13 protein-coding genes are annotated in these 16,675 nt (G+C 62.9%); 7 read left to right on the top strand and 6 right to left on the bottom strand.

What is annotated here, in order from left to right:
- Positions 1-26: 26 nt before the first annotated feature.
- The 5 genes from ACIPL0_RS16905 to ACIPL0_RS16925 form a co-directional block, all read right to left on the bottom strand.
- Positions 27-926 (bottom strand): LysR family transcriptional regulator, encoded by a 900-nt coding sequence (locus ACIPL0_RS16905; protein WP_400597482.1) that lies wholly within the window; start codon positions 924-926, stop codon positions 27-29.
- Between the two features lie 55 nt (positions 927-981).
- Positions 982-1,734, bottom strand: coding sequence for an Asp/Glu racemase (locus tag ACIPL0_RS16910; protein WP_400597481.1), 753 nt, complete (start codon positions 1,732-1,734; stop codon positions 982-984).
- A gap of 21 nt (positions 1,735-1,755) precedes the next feature.
- On the bottom strand, positions 1,756-3,075 hold the full coding sequence (locus tag ACIPL0_RS16915; protein ID WP_400597480.1) for an MFS transporter: 1,320 nt from the start codon (positions 3,073-3,075) through the stop codon (positions 1,756-1,758).
- Positions 3,076-3,383: 308 nt separating this feature from the next.
- Positions 3,384-4,769, bottom strand: a complete 1,386-nt coding sequence (locus ACIPL0_RS16920; RefSeq protein WP_400597479.1) for an MFS transporter — start codon at positions 4,767-4,769, stop codon at positions 3,384-3,386.
- A 283-nt stretch (positions 4,770-5,052) separates the two neighbouring features.
- Positions 5,053-5,994 carry a LysR family transcriptional regulator gene (locus ACIPL0_RS16925; protein WP_400597478.1) on the bottom strand — a complete coding sequence of 314 codons (942 nt, stop codon included), beginning with the start codon at positions 5,992-5,994 and terminating at the stop codon, positions 5,053-5,055.
- A gap of 125 nt (positions 5,995-6,119) precedes the next feature.
- Between ACIPL0_RS16925 and ACIPL0_RS16930 the strand changes: the two genes are divergently transcribed.
- Positions 6,120-7,301, top strand: a complete 1,182-nt coding sequence (locus ACIPL0_RS16930) for a fumarylacetoacetate hydrolase family protein (protein WP_400597477.1) — start codon at positions 6,120-6,122, stop codon at positions 7,299-7,301.
- A 184-nt stretch (positions 7,302-7,485) separates the two neighbouring features.
- Positions 7,486-9,270, top strand: a complete 1,785-nt coding sequence (locus ACIPL0_RS16935; RefSeq protein ID WP_400597476.1) for an IlvD/Edd family dehydratase — start codon at positions 7,486-7,488, stop codon at positions 9,268-9,270.
- A gap of 246 nt (positions 9,271-9,516) precedes the next feature.
- Here ACIPL0_RS16935 and ACIPL0_RS16940 read toward each other — a convergent pair whose 3' ends face one another.
- Positions 9,517-10,422 (bottom strand): LysR family transcriptional regulator, encoded by a 906-nt coding sequence (locus ACIPL0_RS16940; RefSeq protein WP_400597475.1) that lies wholly within the window; start codon positions 10,420-10,422, stop codon positions 9,517-9,519.
- Between the two features lie 116 nt (positions 10,423-10,538).
- Between ACIPL0_RS16940 and ACIPL0_RS16945 the strand changes: the two genes are divergently transcribed.
- The 5 genes from ACIPL0_RS16945 to ACIPL0_RS16965 all read left to right on the top strand — a co-directional run bounded on the left by ACIPL0_RS16945 (position 10,539) and on the right by ACIPL0_RS16965 (position 16,608).
- Positions 10,539-11,546: a zinc-binding alcohol dehydrogenase family protein gene (locus tag ACIPL0_RS16945; RefSeq protein WP_400597474.1), complete on the top strand. Its 1,008-nt coding sequence runs from the start codon at positions 10,539-10,541 to the stop codon at positions 11,544-11,546.
- Between the two features lie 114 nt (positions 11,547-11,660).
- Positions 11,661-12,314 carry an oxygen-insensitive NAD(P)H nitroreductase gene (gene nfsB, locus ACIPL0_RS16950; RefSeq protein WP_400597473.1) on the top strand — a complete coding sequence of 218 codons (654 nt, stop codon included), beginning with the start codon at positions 11,661-11,663 and terminating at the stop codon, positions 12,312-12,314.
- A gap of 281 nt (positions 12,315-12,595) precedes the next feature.
- On the top strand, positions 12,596-13,138 hold the full coding sequence (locus ACIPL0_RS16955) for a sigma-70 family RNA polymerase sigma factor (protein ID WP_400597472.1): 543 nt from the start codon (positions 12,596-12,598) through the stop codon (positions 13,136-13,138).
- Entirely contained in the window at positions 13,135-14,064 is a 930-nt protein-coding gene (locus tag ACIPL0_RS16960; protein ID WP_400597471.1) for a FecR domain-containing protein, read from the top strand. Before ACIPL0_RS16955 ends, ACIPL0_RS16960 begins: the two co-directional genes overlap by 4 nt.
- Before the next feature lie 102 nt (positions 14,065-14,166).
- Positions 14,167-16,608, top strand: a complete 2,442-nt coding sequence (locus ACIPL0_RS16965) for a TonB-dependent siderophore receptor (protein WP_400597470.1) — start codon at positions 14,167-14,169, stop codon at positions 16,606-16,608.
- Positions 16,609-16,675: the final 67 nt, after the last annotated feature.

The following is a 16,675-nucleotide window of genomic DNA, read 5'->3' on the forward strand; positions in this document are numbered from 1 at the left end:
TCGCCGGTCGCAGGGCAAGCCAGCTCCTACAAGGGGTTGCGGTGCCCGGCGTTGAGCAAATGCCCCAGAAACAGCTCCGCCGCCACCGACAGCCCCTGCCGTGACCTCACGCATACGCTGAGTTCGCGCAGGGCCCAGTCTTCTTCCAGACGCACCGCCGTGGCGCCGGGCAGGTTGTAAATCCCCACGCTGCCCTCGGGCAGGATGCCGATGCCGACGCCCGCCTGGACCATCAGACACAGCGCGTCATAGCTGGACACTTCCATGCGGATATTCAGTGAGCGGCCAAGATCGTTCGCCGCCTTGATCAGCTGGAAATTCAGATGGGTGCCGCTGCGCAGGGCCACGTATTGCTCGTCTAGGGTTTCACCGAAGGTCACCGACTCGCGCCGGGCCAGCCGGTGATCGTTGGGTACCAGCAGCACCAGCCGGTCAGTGCGGAACGGAAATACTTCGATGTCGGCGCCGTGGGGCAGGCGGGTGAAGATGCCGATGTCGGCACGGTTTTCCGCCACCGCCTTGGTGATCGCCAGGCTCTGCTGCTCGTCCAGGCTGATGTTGATCAACGGGTATTGCGCCATGAACGACTGGATCAGCCCCGGCATGAACTGGGTGATGGCCGAGATATTCGCCAGCACGCTGACCGAACCGCGCCGGCCATGGGAGTAGTCGCGCATCTGCACGACGATTTCATTGAGGTTGTTCAACGCGCTGCGGGCCATGAACAGCAGCGACAGGCCCGCATCGGTCGCGGTGATGCCTTTGTTGGTACGGTTGAGCAGCTTCGAGTCAAGCAGCTCTTCCAGCTCGCTGAGCCGCTTGCTCACCGCCGCCGCCGCAATGTGTTCGCGCTTGGCGGCGGCAGCGATGGTGCCTTCTTCGACAACACTGACGAACAGGCGCAGCGAGACAGGATCGAGCTTCATGTGATGTACCGGGCGTGGTGACCGAGGCGGCCATAGTACCCGGACATCCATCGACTCAGAACGCGCCGGACAGCAAATGACCGGCGTTCGGCACTTGCGCCTTGAGGCCGAGGGTCTTGAGCATCTGGTAAACGGTCGCCACCGACGCCGACAGCACCGGCTTGTCGAGACGGTCCTGCACCACCTGAATCGCCGGCAGCGACGGCATCTGCACGCAACACGACAGCACCACGCCATCGGCCTGACCGATGTTCAGCTTGTCGGCGTGGCCGACCAGGTTCATCGGATCGAGACGGCCCACCGCGAGGTTGTCCGCGACTTCCAGGCTGATCGAATCGACCACTTCGATGCCGGCTGCTTCGATGTAGTCGATGACCTGCTGAGTCAGCGGCTTCATGTACGGGGTGATGATCGAAATTTTCTTGTAGTTGAGCAGGTTCAGGCTGTCGATCAGCGCACCGGCCGAGCTCAGCACCGGCGCGGTGGACTTGTTGGCAGCGACGGTCTTGCCCAGGCGCTCCTGGGAGACTTTGTGGTAGCCGGCGCCCTGGCACATGATCGCCACCAGACAGGCGTAAGCCATGACATCGACCCGTGCGTCGCTCAGTTCCAGCGCGCAACGGTCGCTGTCGATGTCCATCTTTTTCAGCTCTTCCGGGCTGACATGCATCATGCGCATGCGCGAGGAATGGAAGGTGAAACGCTCTTCCGGAAACAACTCATACCGCGACGTCAGCATCGCCGGGATTTCGGTTTCCATGGTGGTGTTGGAGCTGGGAACGATTTGGCCGATTCGAAAGTTTTTCATGGGTCTGTCCTCTGATACAGATCAGTTGCCGCTGGTGAGTTGAACGCCTTTGGTTTCCTGCAGCGTGAACACCATGACGGCGGCGATCGCGTAGGAAACGGAAGCGAGAGAAATCGTGGCGGTGAAGCCGATGAGCGGGATCAGCACAGGCACCAGCTTGATGCCGGCAATGGCGCCGACCCGACCGAAGTTGAAGCAGAACCCCGACGCGGTAGAGCGGATGCTGGTCGGGAACAGTTCCGAGTACCACGCGCCGAAGCCGCTGAAGTAACCGGTGAAGAAACCCAGCAACGCGGCCAGCGAACCGAGTGTGATGACGTTCTGGGTGGTGAACAGCAACTTGCCATCGGTCAGCGGCATCAACGTTGCCGAGTAGGCAAACACCGGCACCATGATCGCCATGCCGCCGAAGAAGATCGCGAAGGACAGGCGACGGCCGAGGCTTTCAGCCAGGTAGCCGTAAGCCAGATAGCCGATGGTGGCGCCGATGCCGATCCAGATGACAAACACCGGCGCCTGATCGATGCGCACATTCAGAATGTTCTGCAGATAAGCCGGCATGAACGTGGTGATGATCCAGTAGCCGTACATGCCGAGCACCGAAATGCTCAGGCCCAGCAGAGTCACTTTCAGGTACTGCGGGCTGAAGATTTCCATCAGCCGGCCCTTGTCGCTGTTGCGGCGCATGAATTCGCGGTTGGCCAGCCAGACCGGCGACTCTTTGACGAACAGCCAGATGAACACCAGGGTGAAATAGGCCGGGATCGAGGCATAGATGAACAGCGTGCGCCAGGACTCGGGGTTGCTGCTGTCGAGAAAGCTCCAGGCGAAGATCGCAGCCAGCAGACCGCCTCCGGACCAGCCGGTCTGCATCACCGCGAACGCTTTGGCGCGACCGGCCGGCGGCCAGATTTCAGACACCAGCGCCGCTGCCGCTGACCACAGGCCACCCACGGCAATCCCCACGCAGAAACGAAACAGGTTGAGCTGCCAGAGGCTGTCGGCGAAGCCGCACAACAGGGTGCCCGTACCGTAGACGAACACCGACAGCATCATGGTCTTTTTGCGGCCGATCTTGTCGGAGATATTGCCGAGGAAGAAGCCACCGATCCCGGTCGCCAGCAGAAACCAGGCCACGGTAGAGACGACATCGCCCAGCCCGACCGAAAAGCTTTTCGCGATGGCCAGCAGGACGAAGCCAAAGACGGTGGCATCCAGCGCATCGAACAGCCATGCGGCCCAGGAGCCGCCCAAGGTGGCATAACGTTGACCAACGCTCAGCTGAGCGCTGCCATCGACGGAAGCAGTCACGGGCGCAGGCCCGGCAGCCAGGGTTTTCATGGGGGAAACCTCGTGGGACTCAACTTATTATTTTTGGAGATTCGGACACCGATGGGCTGGCCCGTCGAGGAACGAATGGTCATTGGCGACCGATGTTAGGAGTCAGCGGCGGGGGCGTATATCAGGCATTGGCGAGCCTGCCATCGCGGATGGCGATGGCAGGTGGTGACGAGAATATGAAGGGTGAAAACGGACTTGTAGGAGCCGGCTTGCTGGCGAACGCGTCAGGCCTGCCAACTCAATGCTGACTGACACGTCGCCTTCGCCAGCAAGCCGGCTCCTACAACTTGTGGCGCGTCGAGAGGCTCTTACGCCTGCGACAACGCCCCGCCCGGCTCCACCGCTTCGGCCTTGGGATTGCCGAGCATCGCCCGCGGAATCGACAGGATCAGCCCTGCGCTGATGAACAGGCAGGCGCCGAGCACGTAGGTGCCGTTGTTGATGTTGCCGGTGAGGTTTTCCGCCATGGCAGTGATCATCGAGCCGGTGAAACCCGACAGGTTGCCGATGGCGTTGATCATGCCGATGCCCGCTGCCGCCGCGACGCCGGACAGCACAGTGCCGGGCAGGGTCCAGTAGATCGGCATCAGGCTCAGCACGCCGGAGGCGGAGACGCTGAGGAAGATGATCGACAGCACCACGTTGTTGGCGAAGTAGGCGCTGAGGATCAGGCCGATGCCGCCGATGATCGCCGGAATCGCCGCGTGCAGCCGGCGCTCGCCGGTCTTGTTGGAATGACGGGCGTTGAGGGTCATGGCGATGACCGCAATGCCGTAGGGAATGGCGGTCAACAGGCCGATGTCCAGCGGGTTGGAAATCCCGGCGCTCTTGATGATCGACGGCATCCAGAACGCCAGACCATAGAAGCCGGTGTTGAAGGTCAGCAGGATCAGCACCAGCAGCCACACCCGGCCATTGAAGAACACTTCGCGCAGGCTGCCGGCCTTGCCCTTGTTGTCGGTTTGCAGGTTGGCCTTGAGCAGCGCTTTTTCTTCCGGCGACAGCCATTTCGCGGCGTCGATGTTGTTGGCCATGAACGCCAGCACGACGAACGCCATGATCACCGACGGAATGCCTTCGATGATCAGCAGCCACTGCCAGCCGGCCATGCCTTGCACGCCCTGCATCTTGCTCATCAGCCAGCCGGAGATGACGCCGCCCAGGGTCAGGCTGATCGGCATCGCCATGAGGAAACCGGACATCACCCGGCTCTGGCGACGGGTCGGGAACCAGTAGTTGAGGTACAGGATCACGCCCGGAAAGAACCCGGCTTCACAGATGCCGAGCAGAAAGCGCAGCACGTAGAACATGGTTTCCGATTCAACGTGGAAGAACTTCGCCAGCGGCACGGTGAAGGCCACGGCCATCGAGACGATGGCCCAGCTGAGCATGATCCGGGCGATCCAGAAGCGGGCGCCGAAGCGGTGCAACAGCAGGTTGCTCGGCACTTCGAAGATGAAATAGCCCCAGAAGAAAACGCTCGCGCCGAGGGCATAGATGGTGTTGCTGAATTGCAGGTCGTTGAGCATGTCCAGCTTGGCGAAGCCGATGTTGACCCGGTCCAGGTAAGCGGCCATGTAGCACAGCAGCAGGACCGGAAGGATGCGCAGGATGACCTTGCGGTACGTGCGATCTTCAAAGCTGGCTTGCCCGGCACCCGAAGACTCGGGCAGGCGTGGAGATACGGTTTCCATGGTGGGACCTCCAGGCACACGGGGCGCCTGTATTGTTGTTATGGAGGATCGAAACGGAGACCGATGTTACCGATAACAGACCGCCCTGACCACCGTAAACACGGGACGGGACAATGACATGTTTCCATTGATTGATAACGTGGGGTTATCGCGATGCTACGAACGCTGTAGGAGTGAGCTTGCTCGCGATGACTTGCTTTCATTCGAAATTGTCATCGCCTGACACTTCGCAATCGCGAGCAAGCTCACTCCTACAGTTCGGTGGCCGGCAAAAGGTCAGGGGTCACTCGGGCTTCTTCTGCGCATTAGCCAACAGAATCTGCGCAAACTCCGACGCTGCCCCCAGCAGCGGCTCGCCGCGCCGGGTCAGAATGCCGTAGTCCTGCGGTGCCAGTTGCAGCGGGGTGTTGAGCACTTTCAGCAGCCCCGCTTCCAGATGCGGCTGGGCCATGGACGCCGGCAGCATGGCGATCATCGGCCCGGATTGCAGCACTTGCAGGAAGGTCTGCATGGAGATGGTGTCGATGGTGTTCTTCGGCGTGGCGATGCCGGCCTTGGCGAACGCCTGTTCCATCCGCGCGCGGATCGGCGTGCCCACCGGGTAGAGAATCCACGGCCAGTTGCCCAGTTCCTGCAACGGGGCCTGCTCCATTTCGGTCAGCGGGTGGCGGCTGTTGACCACCATGCAGAACGGCTCCGGCGCCAGCGCCTGGAAGTCGTAGACCTGATGCTGGCTTTCGTGGGTGTAACGGGCCACGGCGAGGTCGAGTTTCTTGTCGTCGAGCATTTCCATCAGGTGATCGCTGGTCTGCTCGACCACCTCGATAGACAGCAGCGGCCAGCGCTTTTTCAGCTGCACGATGGCGTCCGGCAGCACCACGGCGGTCGCGGCGAAGATTGCGCCGACCTTGAGAAAACCATGTCCGCCTTCACGCAGGCTGCTGATCTGGTCGACGAACTTGCTCGCGTCGTTCAAGGCGATCTGCGCATACCGCACCACGTGCTCGCCCAGCGCGGTCGGCGGCATGTTGCGCGGCAGGCGTTCGAACAGATCGAAACCCAGCAGACGCTCGATCTCGCGCAGCATCTTGCTCACTGCTGGCTGGCTGAGGTTCATGTGCTGCGCCGCCGCGTGCATGTTGCGAGTCCGCGCCAGGGTGTCGATGAGCACCAGATGCTTGAACTTGAGCCAGTTGCAGACCGTCGAGAAAGAAATGTCGGACATGGGAGCAGCCTCGATACGCGATAACCCAGTGTTATCGATAATTGAGCAGATGTCATTGGAGTTTATCGAGATGGCTGATTAGGTTTTGCAGCAGAAGCATAAAAACATCGCCGAGGATTCAACCCATGCCTATCGCACTCACCCCTGAAAACACCCTGCCCGCCGACGGCCTGAACGGTACTCTGATTGGCCGTGCCTGGGTGCCCGGCAAGGTCGGCGGCCCATCGCCGGTGGTGCTTCGCAGCGACGGTGTGTTCGATCTGTCGGCGCGTTTCGCCACCTTGAGCGAGCTGCTGGAGCTGGATTCGCCGCTGCAGGCCGTGCGTGAAACCCAGGGCGAGCGCATTGCCAGTGTCGAAGAACTGCTGGCCAACTCCAGCGCCAGCCCGGACAGCAGCAAGCCGTTCCTGCTGGCCCCCGCCGACCTGCAAGTGATCAAGGCCGCTGGCGTGACCTTCGCCGCCAGCATGATCGAGCGCGTCATCGAAGAGCAGGCCAAAGGCGACCCGGCCAAGGCTGAAAGCGTGCGCGCCATTGTTCACGACGCTATCGGCGATAACCTGCGCAGCGTCAAACCGGGTTCCGAACAGGCGAGCAAACTGAAAGCGCTGCTGATCGAACAGGGCATGTGGTCGCAATACCTGGAAGTCGGCATCGGCCCGGACGCTGAAATTTTCACCAAGGCCCCGGTGCTGGCGGCGGTCGGCAGTGGCAGCCAGATCGGCATTCACCCGAAATCGGAATGGAACAACCCCGAGCCGGAGGTGGTGTTGGCGGTCAACAGCCGCGGTCAGATCCACGGCGCGACCCTGGGCAACGACGTCAACCTGCGCGACTTCGAGGGCCGCAGCGCGTTGCTGCTGAGCAAGGCCAAGGACAACAACGCCTCCTGCGCCATCGGCCCGTTCATTCGCCTGTTCGACGAGACCTTCTCGCTGGATGACGCGCGTAATTGCGTGGTCGATCTGCGCGTCGAAGGTGAAGACGGTTACGTGATGAAGGGCTCCAGCTCCATGGCGCAGATCAGCCGCGACCCGGCCGACATCGCCGCGCAGACGCTCAACGCCAACCACCAGTACCCGGACGGTTTCCTGCTGTTCCTCGGCACTCTGTTCGCCCCCACCGAAGATCGCGACCACGTCGGCGGCGGCTTTACCCACAAGCTCGGCGACCGCGTCAGCATCAGCAGCCGCCTGCTCGGCAGCCTGCACAACCAGGTGACCCACAGCAGCGAAGCGACACCGTGGACCTTTGGCGTCGGCGCGCTGTTGCGCAATCTGGCAGCGCGTAACCTGCTCTCCCGCTAACGCTGCATTGTCTTTCGTGGGAGCCGGCTTGCTGGCGAAAGCGGTGGGTCAGCGACATAAATGCCGCACGTGAGCCCCGTTCGCCAGCAAGCCGGCTCCTACAGGTCTGTATTCCAGGTTTACAAATCCCGCTTCGCCGCTCATTGTTACCGATAACAAACAATTCCAAGAGAGTCTCCGAACCATGTCTGATACCCCTACCCGCCGCCTGCGCAGCCAGCAATGGTTCGACGATCCGACCCACGCCGACATGACCGCGCTGTACGTCGAGCGCTACATGAACTACGGCCTGACCCGCGAAGAATTGCAGTCGGGCCGGCCGATCATCGGCATTGCCCAGACCGGTAGCGACCTGACCCCGTGCAACCGTCATCACCTGGAACTGGCGCAGCGGGTCAAGGCGGGGATTCGTGACGCGGGCGGCATTCCCATGGAATTTCCGGTGCACCCGATCGCCGAGCAGACCCGTCGCCCGACGGCGGCGCTGGACCGCAACCTGGCGTATCTCGGGCTGGTGGAAATCCTTCACGGCTACCCGCTGGACGGCGTGGTGCTGACCACCGGTTGCGACAAGACCACCCCGGCCTGCCTGATGGCCGCCGCCACCACCGACCTGCCGGCCATCGTGCTGTCGGGCGGGCCGATGCTCGACGGGCGCCACAAGGGCGAACTGATCGGCTCCGGCACCGTGCTCTGGCACGCGCGCAATCTGCTCTCTGCCGGCGAGATCAATTACGAAGGCTTCATGGAAATGACCACCGCGGCGTCGCCGTCGGTGGGCCACTGCAACACCATGGGCACGGCGCTGTCGATGAACGCGCTGGCTGAAGCGCTGGGCATGTCGCTGCCCGGCTGCGCGAGCATTCCGGCGCCCTATCGCGAGCGCGGCCAAATGGCCTATCTGACCGGTCGGCGCATCTGCGACCTGGTGCGCGAAGACGTGCGGCCGTCGCAGATCATGACCCGCGAATCCTTTGAAAACGCCATTGCCGTGGCCTCGGCCCTGGGCGCATCGAGCAACTGCCCGCCGCACCTGATCGCCATCGCCCGGCACATGGGCATCGAACTGAGCCTGGACGACTGGCAACGGGTCGGCGAAGACGTGCCGCTGCTGGTCAACTGCATGCCGGCGGGCAAATACCTCGGCGAAGGTTTCCACCGCGCCGGTGGCGTGCCGGCGGTGATGCACGAGCTGCACAAGGCCGGCAAGCTTCACGAAGACTGCGCGTCGGTGGCTGGCAAGACCATCGGCGAGATCGTGCGTGATACGGTCGCCCACGACGCGGACGTGATTCGCCCCTACGAAGATCCGCTCAAGCACCGCGCCGGTTTTATCGTGCTCAGCGGCAATTTCTTCGACAGCGCGATCATGAAGATGTCGGTGGTTGGCGAGGCCTTCCGCAAGACCTACCTGTCCGAGCCGGGCGCCGAGAACAGCTTTGAAGCGCGGGCCATCGTTTTCGAAGGGCCGGAGGACTACCACGCGCGGATCAACGACCCGGCGCTGGACATCGACGAGCGCTGCATTCTGGTGATTCGTGGCGCCGGCACCGTGGGTTATCCGGGCAGCGCCGAGGTGGTCAACATGGCGCCGCCGGCAGAGCTGATCAAACGCGGCATCGATTCGCTGCCGTGCCTGGGCGACGGTCGCCAGAGCGGCACCTCGGCCAGCCCGTCGATCCTCAACATGTCGCCGGAAGCGGCGGTGGGCGGTGGTCTTGCGCTGTTGAAAACCAACGACCGCCTGCGCGTCGACCTGAACAACCGCAGCGTCAACGTGCTGGTCAGCGACGAAGAAATGGCCGAACGCCGTGCCGCCTTCGAGCCGAAAATGCCAGCCTCGCAAACGCCGTGGCAGGAGTTGTATCGCCAGTTGGTCGGGCAGTTATCCACAGGTGGCTGCCTGGAACCGGCGACGCTGCACCTGCGGGTGATCGCCCGCAATGGTGAGCCGCGGCATTCGCATTGAGTTGACCGCGCTCCCCTGTAGGAGCTGGCTTGTCCTGCGAGCGATGTAGGAGCTGACTTGTCCTGCGACCGGCTGCGAAGCAGTCGTAAACCCGACGAATGCGGTGTGTCAGAACTGCATAGTCGTCAGATTCTACGACGACTGCGTCGCCGGTCGCAGGACAAGCCAGCTCCTACAAGGGGTCTCAGGCAAGTCAGCGCCTGCAAGGGGTCTCGGGCAAGTCAGCGCCTGCAGATACAGCACCGCTCACAACAACGTCGGCAACCCCTGCTGCATCTGTGCAACCCGCTGCTTCAACATCGAATGCAACTGCTGCACCGCTGGCGAGAATTGCTTGCGGTGCGGGCAGACCAGATTCAGCGGCGTCGGCTCGCCGGCGTAGTCCTGCAGCAGCATCTCCAGCCGCCCGGCCATCACGTCGTCGCGCACGTCCAGCCACGACTTGTAGGTGATGCCCTCACCCGTCACCGCCCAGCGCCGCGCCACATCGGCGTCATCGCAATACAGCGGCCCCGACACGGTCAGCACCCGCGCACCGATGCGCCATTTGTCGTAGACGCGCCCGCTCAGGGTGTACAGCAGACAATCGTGGCGCAGCAGATCTTCCGGCACCTGCGGCCGGCCGCGTCGCGCCAGATAGTCAGGCGACGCCACCAGCACCCGACGGTTCCACGGCGCCAGCGGCATCGCGATGTAGTTGGCGTCTTCGATCACGCCGTAACGCAGCGCCACATCCACCGGGTCACGAAACAGATCGGCTACCTGGTCAGAAACGAACAGGCGCAGGTTCAGTGCCGGATGCTGTCGGCGAAACCCGGTCAGCCAGTCCAGCAGCACATTGCGCCCGAGGTCGGACGGCGCCGCCACCTGCAAGGTGCCCTGCAATTCCGCACTTTCACGACGGAGTTTTTCCCGACCTTCCTTCAGCGTGTCGAGCACGCTCTGCGCGGTGGGCAGGTACTGCTCGCCCTCGGCGGTCAGGCGCAGGCTGCGGGTCGAACGGGCAAACAGACGGATATCCAGCTCGCGCTCCAGGCGCTTGATCGCCGCCGCCACCTGGCCCGGCAGCAGGTCCACCTCACGTGCGGCATTGGAAAAACTGCCCAGCGCCGCGGTGCGTACGAACAGCGCCAGGTCATCGATGCGGATCATTTTCACTCCAACTGTGAAAGTGTTGACGAATTCTGCCGGTTTTTCTTGCTGACGAAGAAGAACATCCTAGACCCAACGACGCAACCTTCACCCTCGACCCTTAGGAGCGACACCCCATGAAAGCCATCGCCTTTACCCAACACGGTCTGCCGATTGAAGATCCCCGTGCCCTGATCGACATGGACCTGCCCAAACCGACCCCAGGCCCGCGTGATTTGCTGGTGGAAGTGCAGGCTATTTCGGTCAACCCGGTGGACACCAAGATCCGCGCCGGCTCTGCCGCCACCGAACCGAAAGTAGTGGGCTGGGATGCCGTCGGCATCGTTCGCGAAACCGGCAGCGAGGTCAGCCTGTTCAAGGCCGGTGACGCGGTGTTCTACGCCGGTTCCATCGCCCGCCCCGGCAACTACAGCGAATTCCACCTGGTCGATGAACGCATCGTCGGCCACAAGCCCAAGTCCATCGACAACGCCCACGCCGCCGCGCTGCCGCTGACCTCGATCACCGCCTGGGAGCTGCTGTTCGACCGCCTCGGCGTGGCGCAAGGCGGCGGCGAAGGTGACAGCCTGCTGATCATTGGCGCGGGTGGCGGTGTCGGGTCGATCCTGGTGCAACTCGCTCGTCAGTTGACCAAGCTGACCGTGATCGGCACCGCCTCTCGCGCGGAAACCCGCGACTGGGTGAAAAGCCTTGGCGCCCACCACGTCATCGACCACAGCCAGCCGCTGGTGGCACAGCTGGAAGAAATTGGCGTCGGCCAGGTCAGCCATGTCGCCAGCCTGACCCACACCGACAGCTACTTCCCGCAATTGATCGAAGCGCTGCGCCCGCAAGGCCGCCTGGCGCTGATCGACGACCCGAAAAGCCTCGACGTGGTACCGATGAAACGCAAGGCGCTGTCGCTGCACTGGGAGCTGATGTTCACCCGCTCGCTGTATGAAACGCCGGACATGATCGCCCAGCATCAACTGCTCGACCGCGTCGCCGAGCTGATTGATCAGGGCGTGCTGAAAACCACCCTGGGCGAGCACTTCGGCACCATCAACGCTGCCAACCTGCGCCGCGCCCACGCCGTGATCGAGAGCGGCAAGGCCAAAGGCAAGATCGTCCTCGAAGGCTTTTGACGGGTTTCGTTCGCCCGAAAAAGCCTGTAGAACGCCGCACACAAGCCATCGCCATCCGTAGCGAGCGGTCTCTTTTTGCCTATAAATCAGCGTTTTTGCTCCAGGAGCCCATTCATGCAACTCACCGCACTCGCCAAGTCGCGTTACACCACCAAGGCCTACGATGCCACGCGCACCATCCCGCAGGAGACGGTCGACACCCTGCTCGATCAACTGCGCCACAGCCCGTCTTCGGTGAACTCGCAGCCGTGGCATTTCGTCGTCGCTGCCGATGAGCAAGGCAAGGCTCGCGTGGCCGTCGGCGCGGAAGGCGCGTTCGTCTACAACGAGAGCAAGATCCGCAACGCTTCCCACGTCATCGTGCTGTGCAGCCGCATCGACATGACCGACGAGCACCTGCAGGGCGTGTTGGCCCAGGAAGAGAAAGACGGCCGCTTCCACAACCCCGAAGCCCGCGTCGGTCAGGACACCATTCGCCGTGGCTACGTGAACCTGCACAAGCACGATCAGAAGGACCTGCAGCACTGGATGGAAAAGCAGACCTATCTGGCCCTCGGCACTCTGTTGCTGGGCGCGGCGTCGCTGGGTCTGGACGCCACGCCGATGGAAGGTTTCGACTTCAAGAAACTCGACGCCGAACTGGGCCTGCGCGACAAGGGTTTCACCAGCCTGGTCGTGGTCGCCCTCGGTTACCGCAGCGACAGTGACTTCAACGCCAAACTGCCGAAATCGCGCCTGCCGGCCGAAGCCGTATTCACCTATCTGTAAATCACGGCAGACACCCCGTAGCAGTCCGGCTTGCCGGCGGTGACATCCTCAAGATCGCTGCCGCCGGCAAGCCGGACTGCTACGGACAGGCAATGCCAACCTGTAGGAGCCGGCTTGCTGGCGAAGGCGGCGTGTCAATCGACATCAATTGTTCCGACACACCGCGGTTCGCCAGCAAGCCGGCTCCTACGGGATCTGCGCCCATCCACCGTCTCGGCAGTTGTGCTGGCACTCCGAACAATTGATAATCGCTCTCATTAACCGTTGCGATTATTTTCGTCATGCCGTCCGCCGACCTCCTCGCCCCTCCGCTTCCCGGCAACACCGCCCTGCGTCAGCACATTCTTCAGCAGTTGTTCGGCGATCATCATGGCTGGTTGCTCGACCGTCTGCGGGCGCGGCTGGGTTGTCGGCATGATGCCGCCGACATGGCGGCGGAAACCTTCGTGCAGGTGGTGGCGATGCCTGCGCCACAAACGATCCGCGAACCGCGCGCGCTGCTGACCACCATCGCCAAACGGCTGATGTACGACACCTGGCGCCGCCGCGATCTTGAGCGCGCCTACCTCGACGCCCTCGCCGCGCAACCGGAAGCCGTCGAGCCTTCTCCCGAAGAGCGCGCACTGACCATGGAAACCCTGATGGCCATCGACACGCTGCTCGACGGTCTGTCTCCCCGTGCCCGCACGGCTTTTCTGTGCAGCCAGCTCGACGGCATGAAATACGCCGACATCGCGCAGATGCTTGGCGTTTCGACCATTCGCGTTCGGCAATACGTCGCCAAGGGCCTGCGCCTGTGCTGCAGCGAGCTGTTCGACGAATGAGCCTGCCGCGCACCGCACTCGAACAGGCCATCGAATGGACCGCCTGCCTGCGGGACGAATCGGCCTTGCCGGATGAGCGCCGCGCATTTGAACGCTGGCTGCAGGCCGATCCGGCCAACGCTCAGGCCTGGCAGAAGGTCCAGGGCCACGTGCAACGTACCTTGTCGCCTGTGGATAACTTGACCCGGCGCACGCTCCAGGCACCGCGCCCCAGCCGCCGGCATTTGTTGCGTGGCGCACTGGCGATTGCAGGCATCGGTCTGGGTGGTCGCCTGCTGAGTCAGCCGGGCATGCCATTGGCCGAATTTGGCGCGGACTTGCGCACAGGCACAGGCGAGCGCCTGAACCGCACGCTGGTCGATGGCAGCCGCATCGTGCTGGATGCGCAAAGCGCCGTGGACCTGGATTTCACCGCCAGCGAACGCAAGGTGCATCTGCGGGCGGGCAAGATCATCGTCGACGCGACTCAGGAAAACCGCCCCTTCGAAGTGTTCACCGCATTCGGCTGCGTACAGACCGCGGGTGCGCGCTTCATGGTCGCCTGCGGCGAGGCGTCGAGCCGCGTGTGGGTCAGCCAGTCCAGCGCCAGGGTCATCAGCCGCAGCGGCGCGAACACGCAACTCCAGGCCGGCCACGGCGCGCTGTTCAACGACCGCATCGAGCTGCTCGACGCCAATCGTAGCGGCGAGGCCAGCTGGCAGGATGGCTGGCTGAACGTGGTGGACTGGTCCCTCGGCGAGGTGATCGATGCGTTTCGCCCCTATCGCACCGGGGTATTGCGGGTCAGCCCACAGGCGGCACGCCTGAGGGTGTCCGGTGGTTTCTCGCTAGACCACAGCAACCGGGCCCTCAGCGCGCTGGAGCAGACCATGCCCCTGCGCATCAACCGTTTTGGCGATTGGTGGGTCAGCATCGAATTGGCGTGAGTCGGCCGCGCAATTTTTTTCACATCGCCTGTATCGCTTTTTCCATCTCGTTGGACATACCCCATGAACCGCTCATTCATGCGACCGTCAATGGAGCCCGTCATGTCCCGCCGTACCCGTAATGTTTTGCGCCTGAACCCGCTGCGCGCCGTCCTGCTGCTGAGCCCGCTGGCCTTGAGCAGCCAGATGCTGCTGGCCGCCAGCTTCGATCTGCCCGCCGCCAGCCTCAGTTCAACTCTGGGGCGCATCGCCCAGCAAAGCGGTCGCGAGATCGTTTATGACCCGTCGCTGGTGGCCGGTCATCAGGCGCCGGCGGTACACGGCGACATGAGCACCGAACAGGCGATCAGCCAGGCGCTGTCCGGCTCTGGCCTGGGGCTTGAAGTCACCCCCGGCGGCGCACTGACGCTCAAACGTCTGCCTGCCGGCGCGATCAACCTGGGCGCGACCGACATCAACGGTGCCTCAAGCAGCGACAGCGAAAACGGCGACCACAGCTACGTCGTCAAACGCAGCGTCGGCGCGACCAAGACCGACACGCCGCTGGTCGAAGTGCCGCAGTCGATCTCGGTGGTCAGCCGCAAGCAGATGAACGACCAGGCGGTGCAGGACGTCAGCCAGGCGGTGCGTTACACGCCAGGCATCTACGGCGAATACACCGGCGCCAACAACTCCCGCGAACAGTTCCGCGTGCGCGGTTTTTCGCCCTATGTGTTTCAGGACGGCCTGATGCTGCCCTACGGCGAAAGCGGCCAGGGCGGCATGTCCGAACCGTACGGCCTACAAAGCATCGAGGTGCTGCGCGGCCCGAGTTCCATGCTGTACGGCCAGAGCCGCCCGGGCGGCCTGATCAACCTGACCAGCAAACTGCCGACCACAACGCCGCTGCATGAGGTGCAGATTCAGGGCGGTAGCCACGACATGAAACAGGGCGCCTTCGATTTCGCCGGCCCGCTGGATGATCAGGGTGTCTGGAGCTATCGCCTGACCGGTCTGGTCAAGGACAGCGGCACTCAGGTCGATCACGTCAACAACAATCGCAACTTCATCGCACCGGCCCTGACCTGGCGCCCGGACGACGACACCTCGCTGACCCTGCTTGCGCAATACCAGCGCGACTGGGGCGGCACCACCGAGCAGTACTACCCGCAGAAGGGTTCGCTGAACGGCTCGCCATGGGGCCACATCGGCAGCGATACCCTGCTGGGCGACCCGGACTACGACCAGATGCGCCGTGAGAGCTTCCAGCTCGGCTATCTGTTCGAGCACCGCTTCAACGACACCTGGACCGTCCGCCAGAACCTGCGCTGGAGCAAGGTCAACGTGCAGAACCGTTCGGCGTTCAACAACGGCTACGTCAGCGCCACCAGCCCGGTGCTCGCGCGCCTGGCCTCGGACATCAAGCGCAACATCCAGATCTTCAACGTCGACAACCAGGCCCAGGCCAGCTTCAACACCGGCGAGTTGGAGCACACGCTGCTGATGGGCGTGGATTTCCGCCGCAGCGCGCTGGATAACGACGTGGTCAACGGCACCTTCACCTCGATCAATCCGTACAACCCGACGTACGGCGGCAGCGTCAGCAACCAGTACGTCGGCCGTGACATGTATCAGGTGCAGAAGCAGACCGGCATCTACCTCCAGGACCAGATCAAGCTGGACCACTGGATTCTGACCCTCGGCGGCCGCTATGACTGGGCCAAGGCCGACAGCGCGTTCCGCCCGGACCGGGCCAACCCGAGTAACCGCGATATCAAGCAGGACGACGAGAAAGGTACCTGGCGCGCAGGCCTGGGATACCTGTTCGATAACGGTGTGATGCCGTATTTCAGCTATTCGCAGTCGTTCGACCCGACGCTCAACACCAGCGTCAGTTCGACCACGCCGATCTTCAAGCCCACCGAGGGCGAGCAGTATGAAGCGGGCGTGAAGTACCAGCCGCCGGGCCAGGACAGCTACATCACCGCGTCGGTGTATAAACTGACCCAGAAAAACCTGACCACCGTCGACCCGGCGGACACGCGCAACACGGTGCAGATCGGCGAGGCCGAAAGCCGCGGTTTCGAGCTGGAAGGCAAGGCAGCGCTGACGCCGAATCTGGACATACTGGCGTCGTACACCTACACCGACAGCGAAGTGACCAAGTCCGGTTACATCACCTCGGCGTACACCGACAAAGGCAATGAGCTGCCGTTCACGCCACGGCATCAGGCATCGACCTGGCTGGATTACACCTTCCGCGAAGGCCCGCTGGACGGCTTCGGCGTCGGAGTGGGCGCACGGTATACCGGCGCGGTGTGGGGCAGCAGCGGCAGCTCGCCGAGCGCGTCGCTCAATCGCATCAAGACCGGCAACGTCACCGTGGCCGACGCCGCGCTGCATTACGACCTCGGCAAGCTCGCCCATGACCTGCAGGGCACGCGGGTGTCGGTCAACGCCGCCAACCTGTTCGACAAGGACTACGTGACCGCCTGCACCAACCCGACAGCCTGCTACTACGGCCCGCGCCGCAACGTGATCGCGACGGTGACCTATGACTGGTAAACGCGGGTGATTCGTCCGTAACGACCCCGCTATGGATGCCTCACCGAAAACGTGTAGGAGTGAGCTT

The organism is Pseudomonas sp. NPDC090208, from assembly GCF_044746785.1.
Taxonomy (GTDB): domain Bacteria; phylum Pseudomonadota; class Gammaproteobacteria; order Pseudomonadales; family Pseudomonadaceae; genus Aquipseudomonas.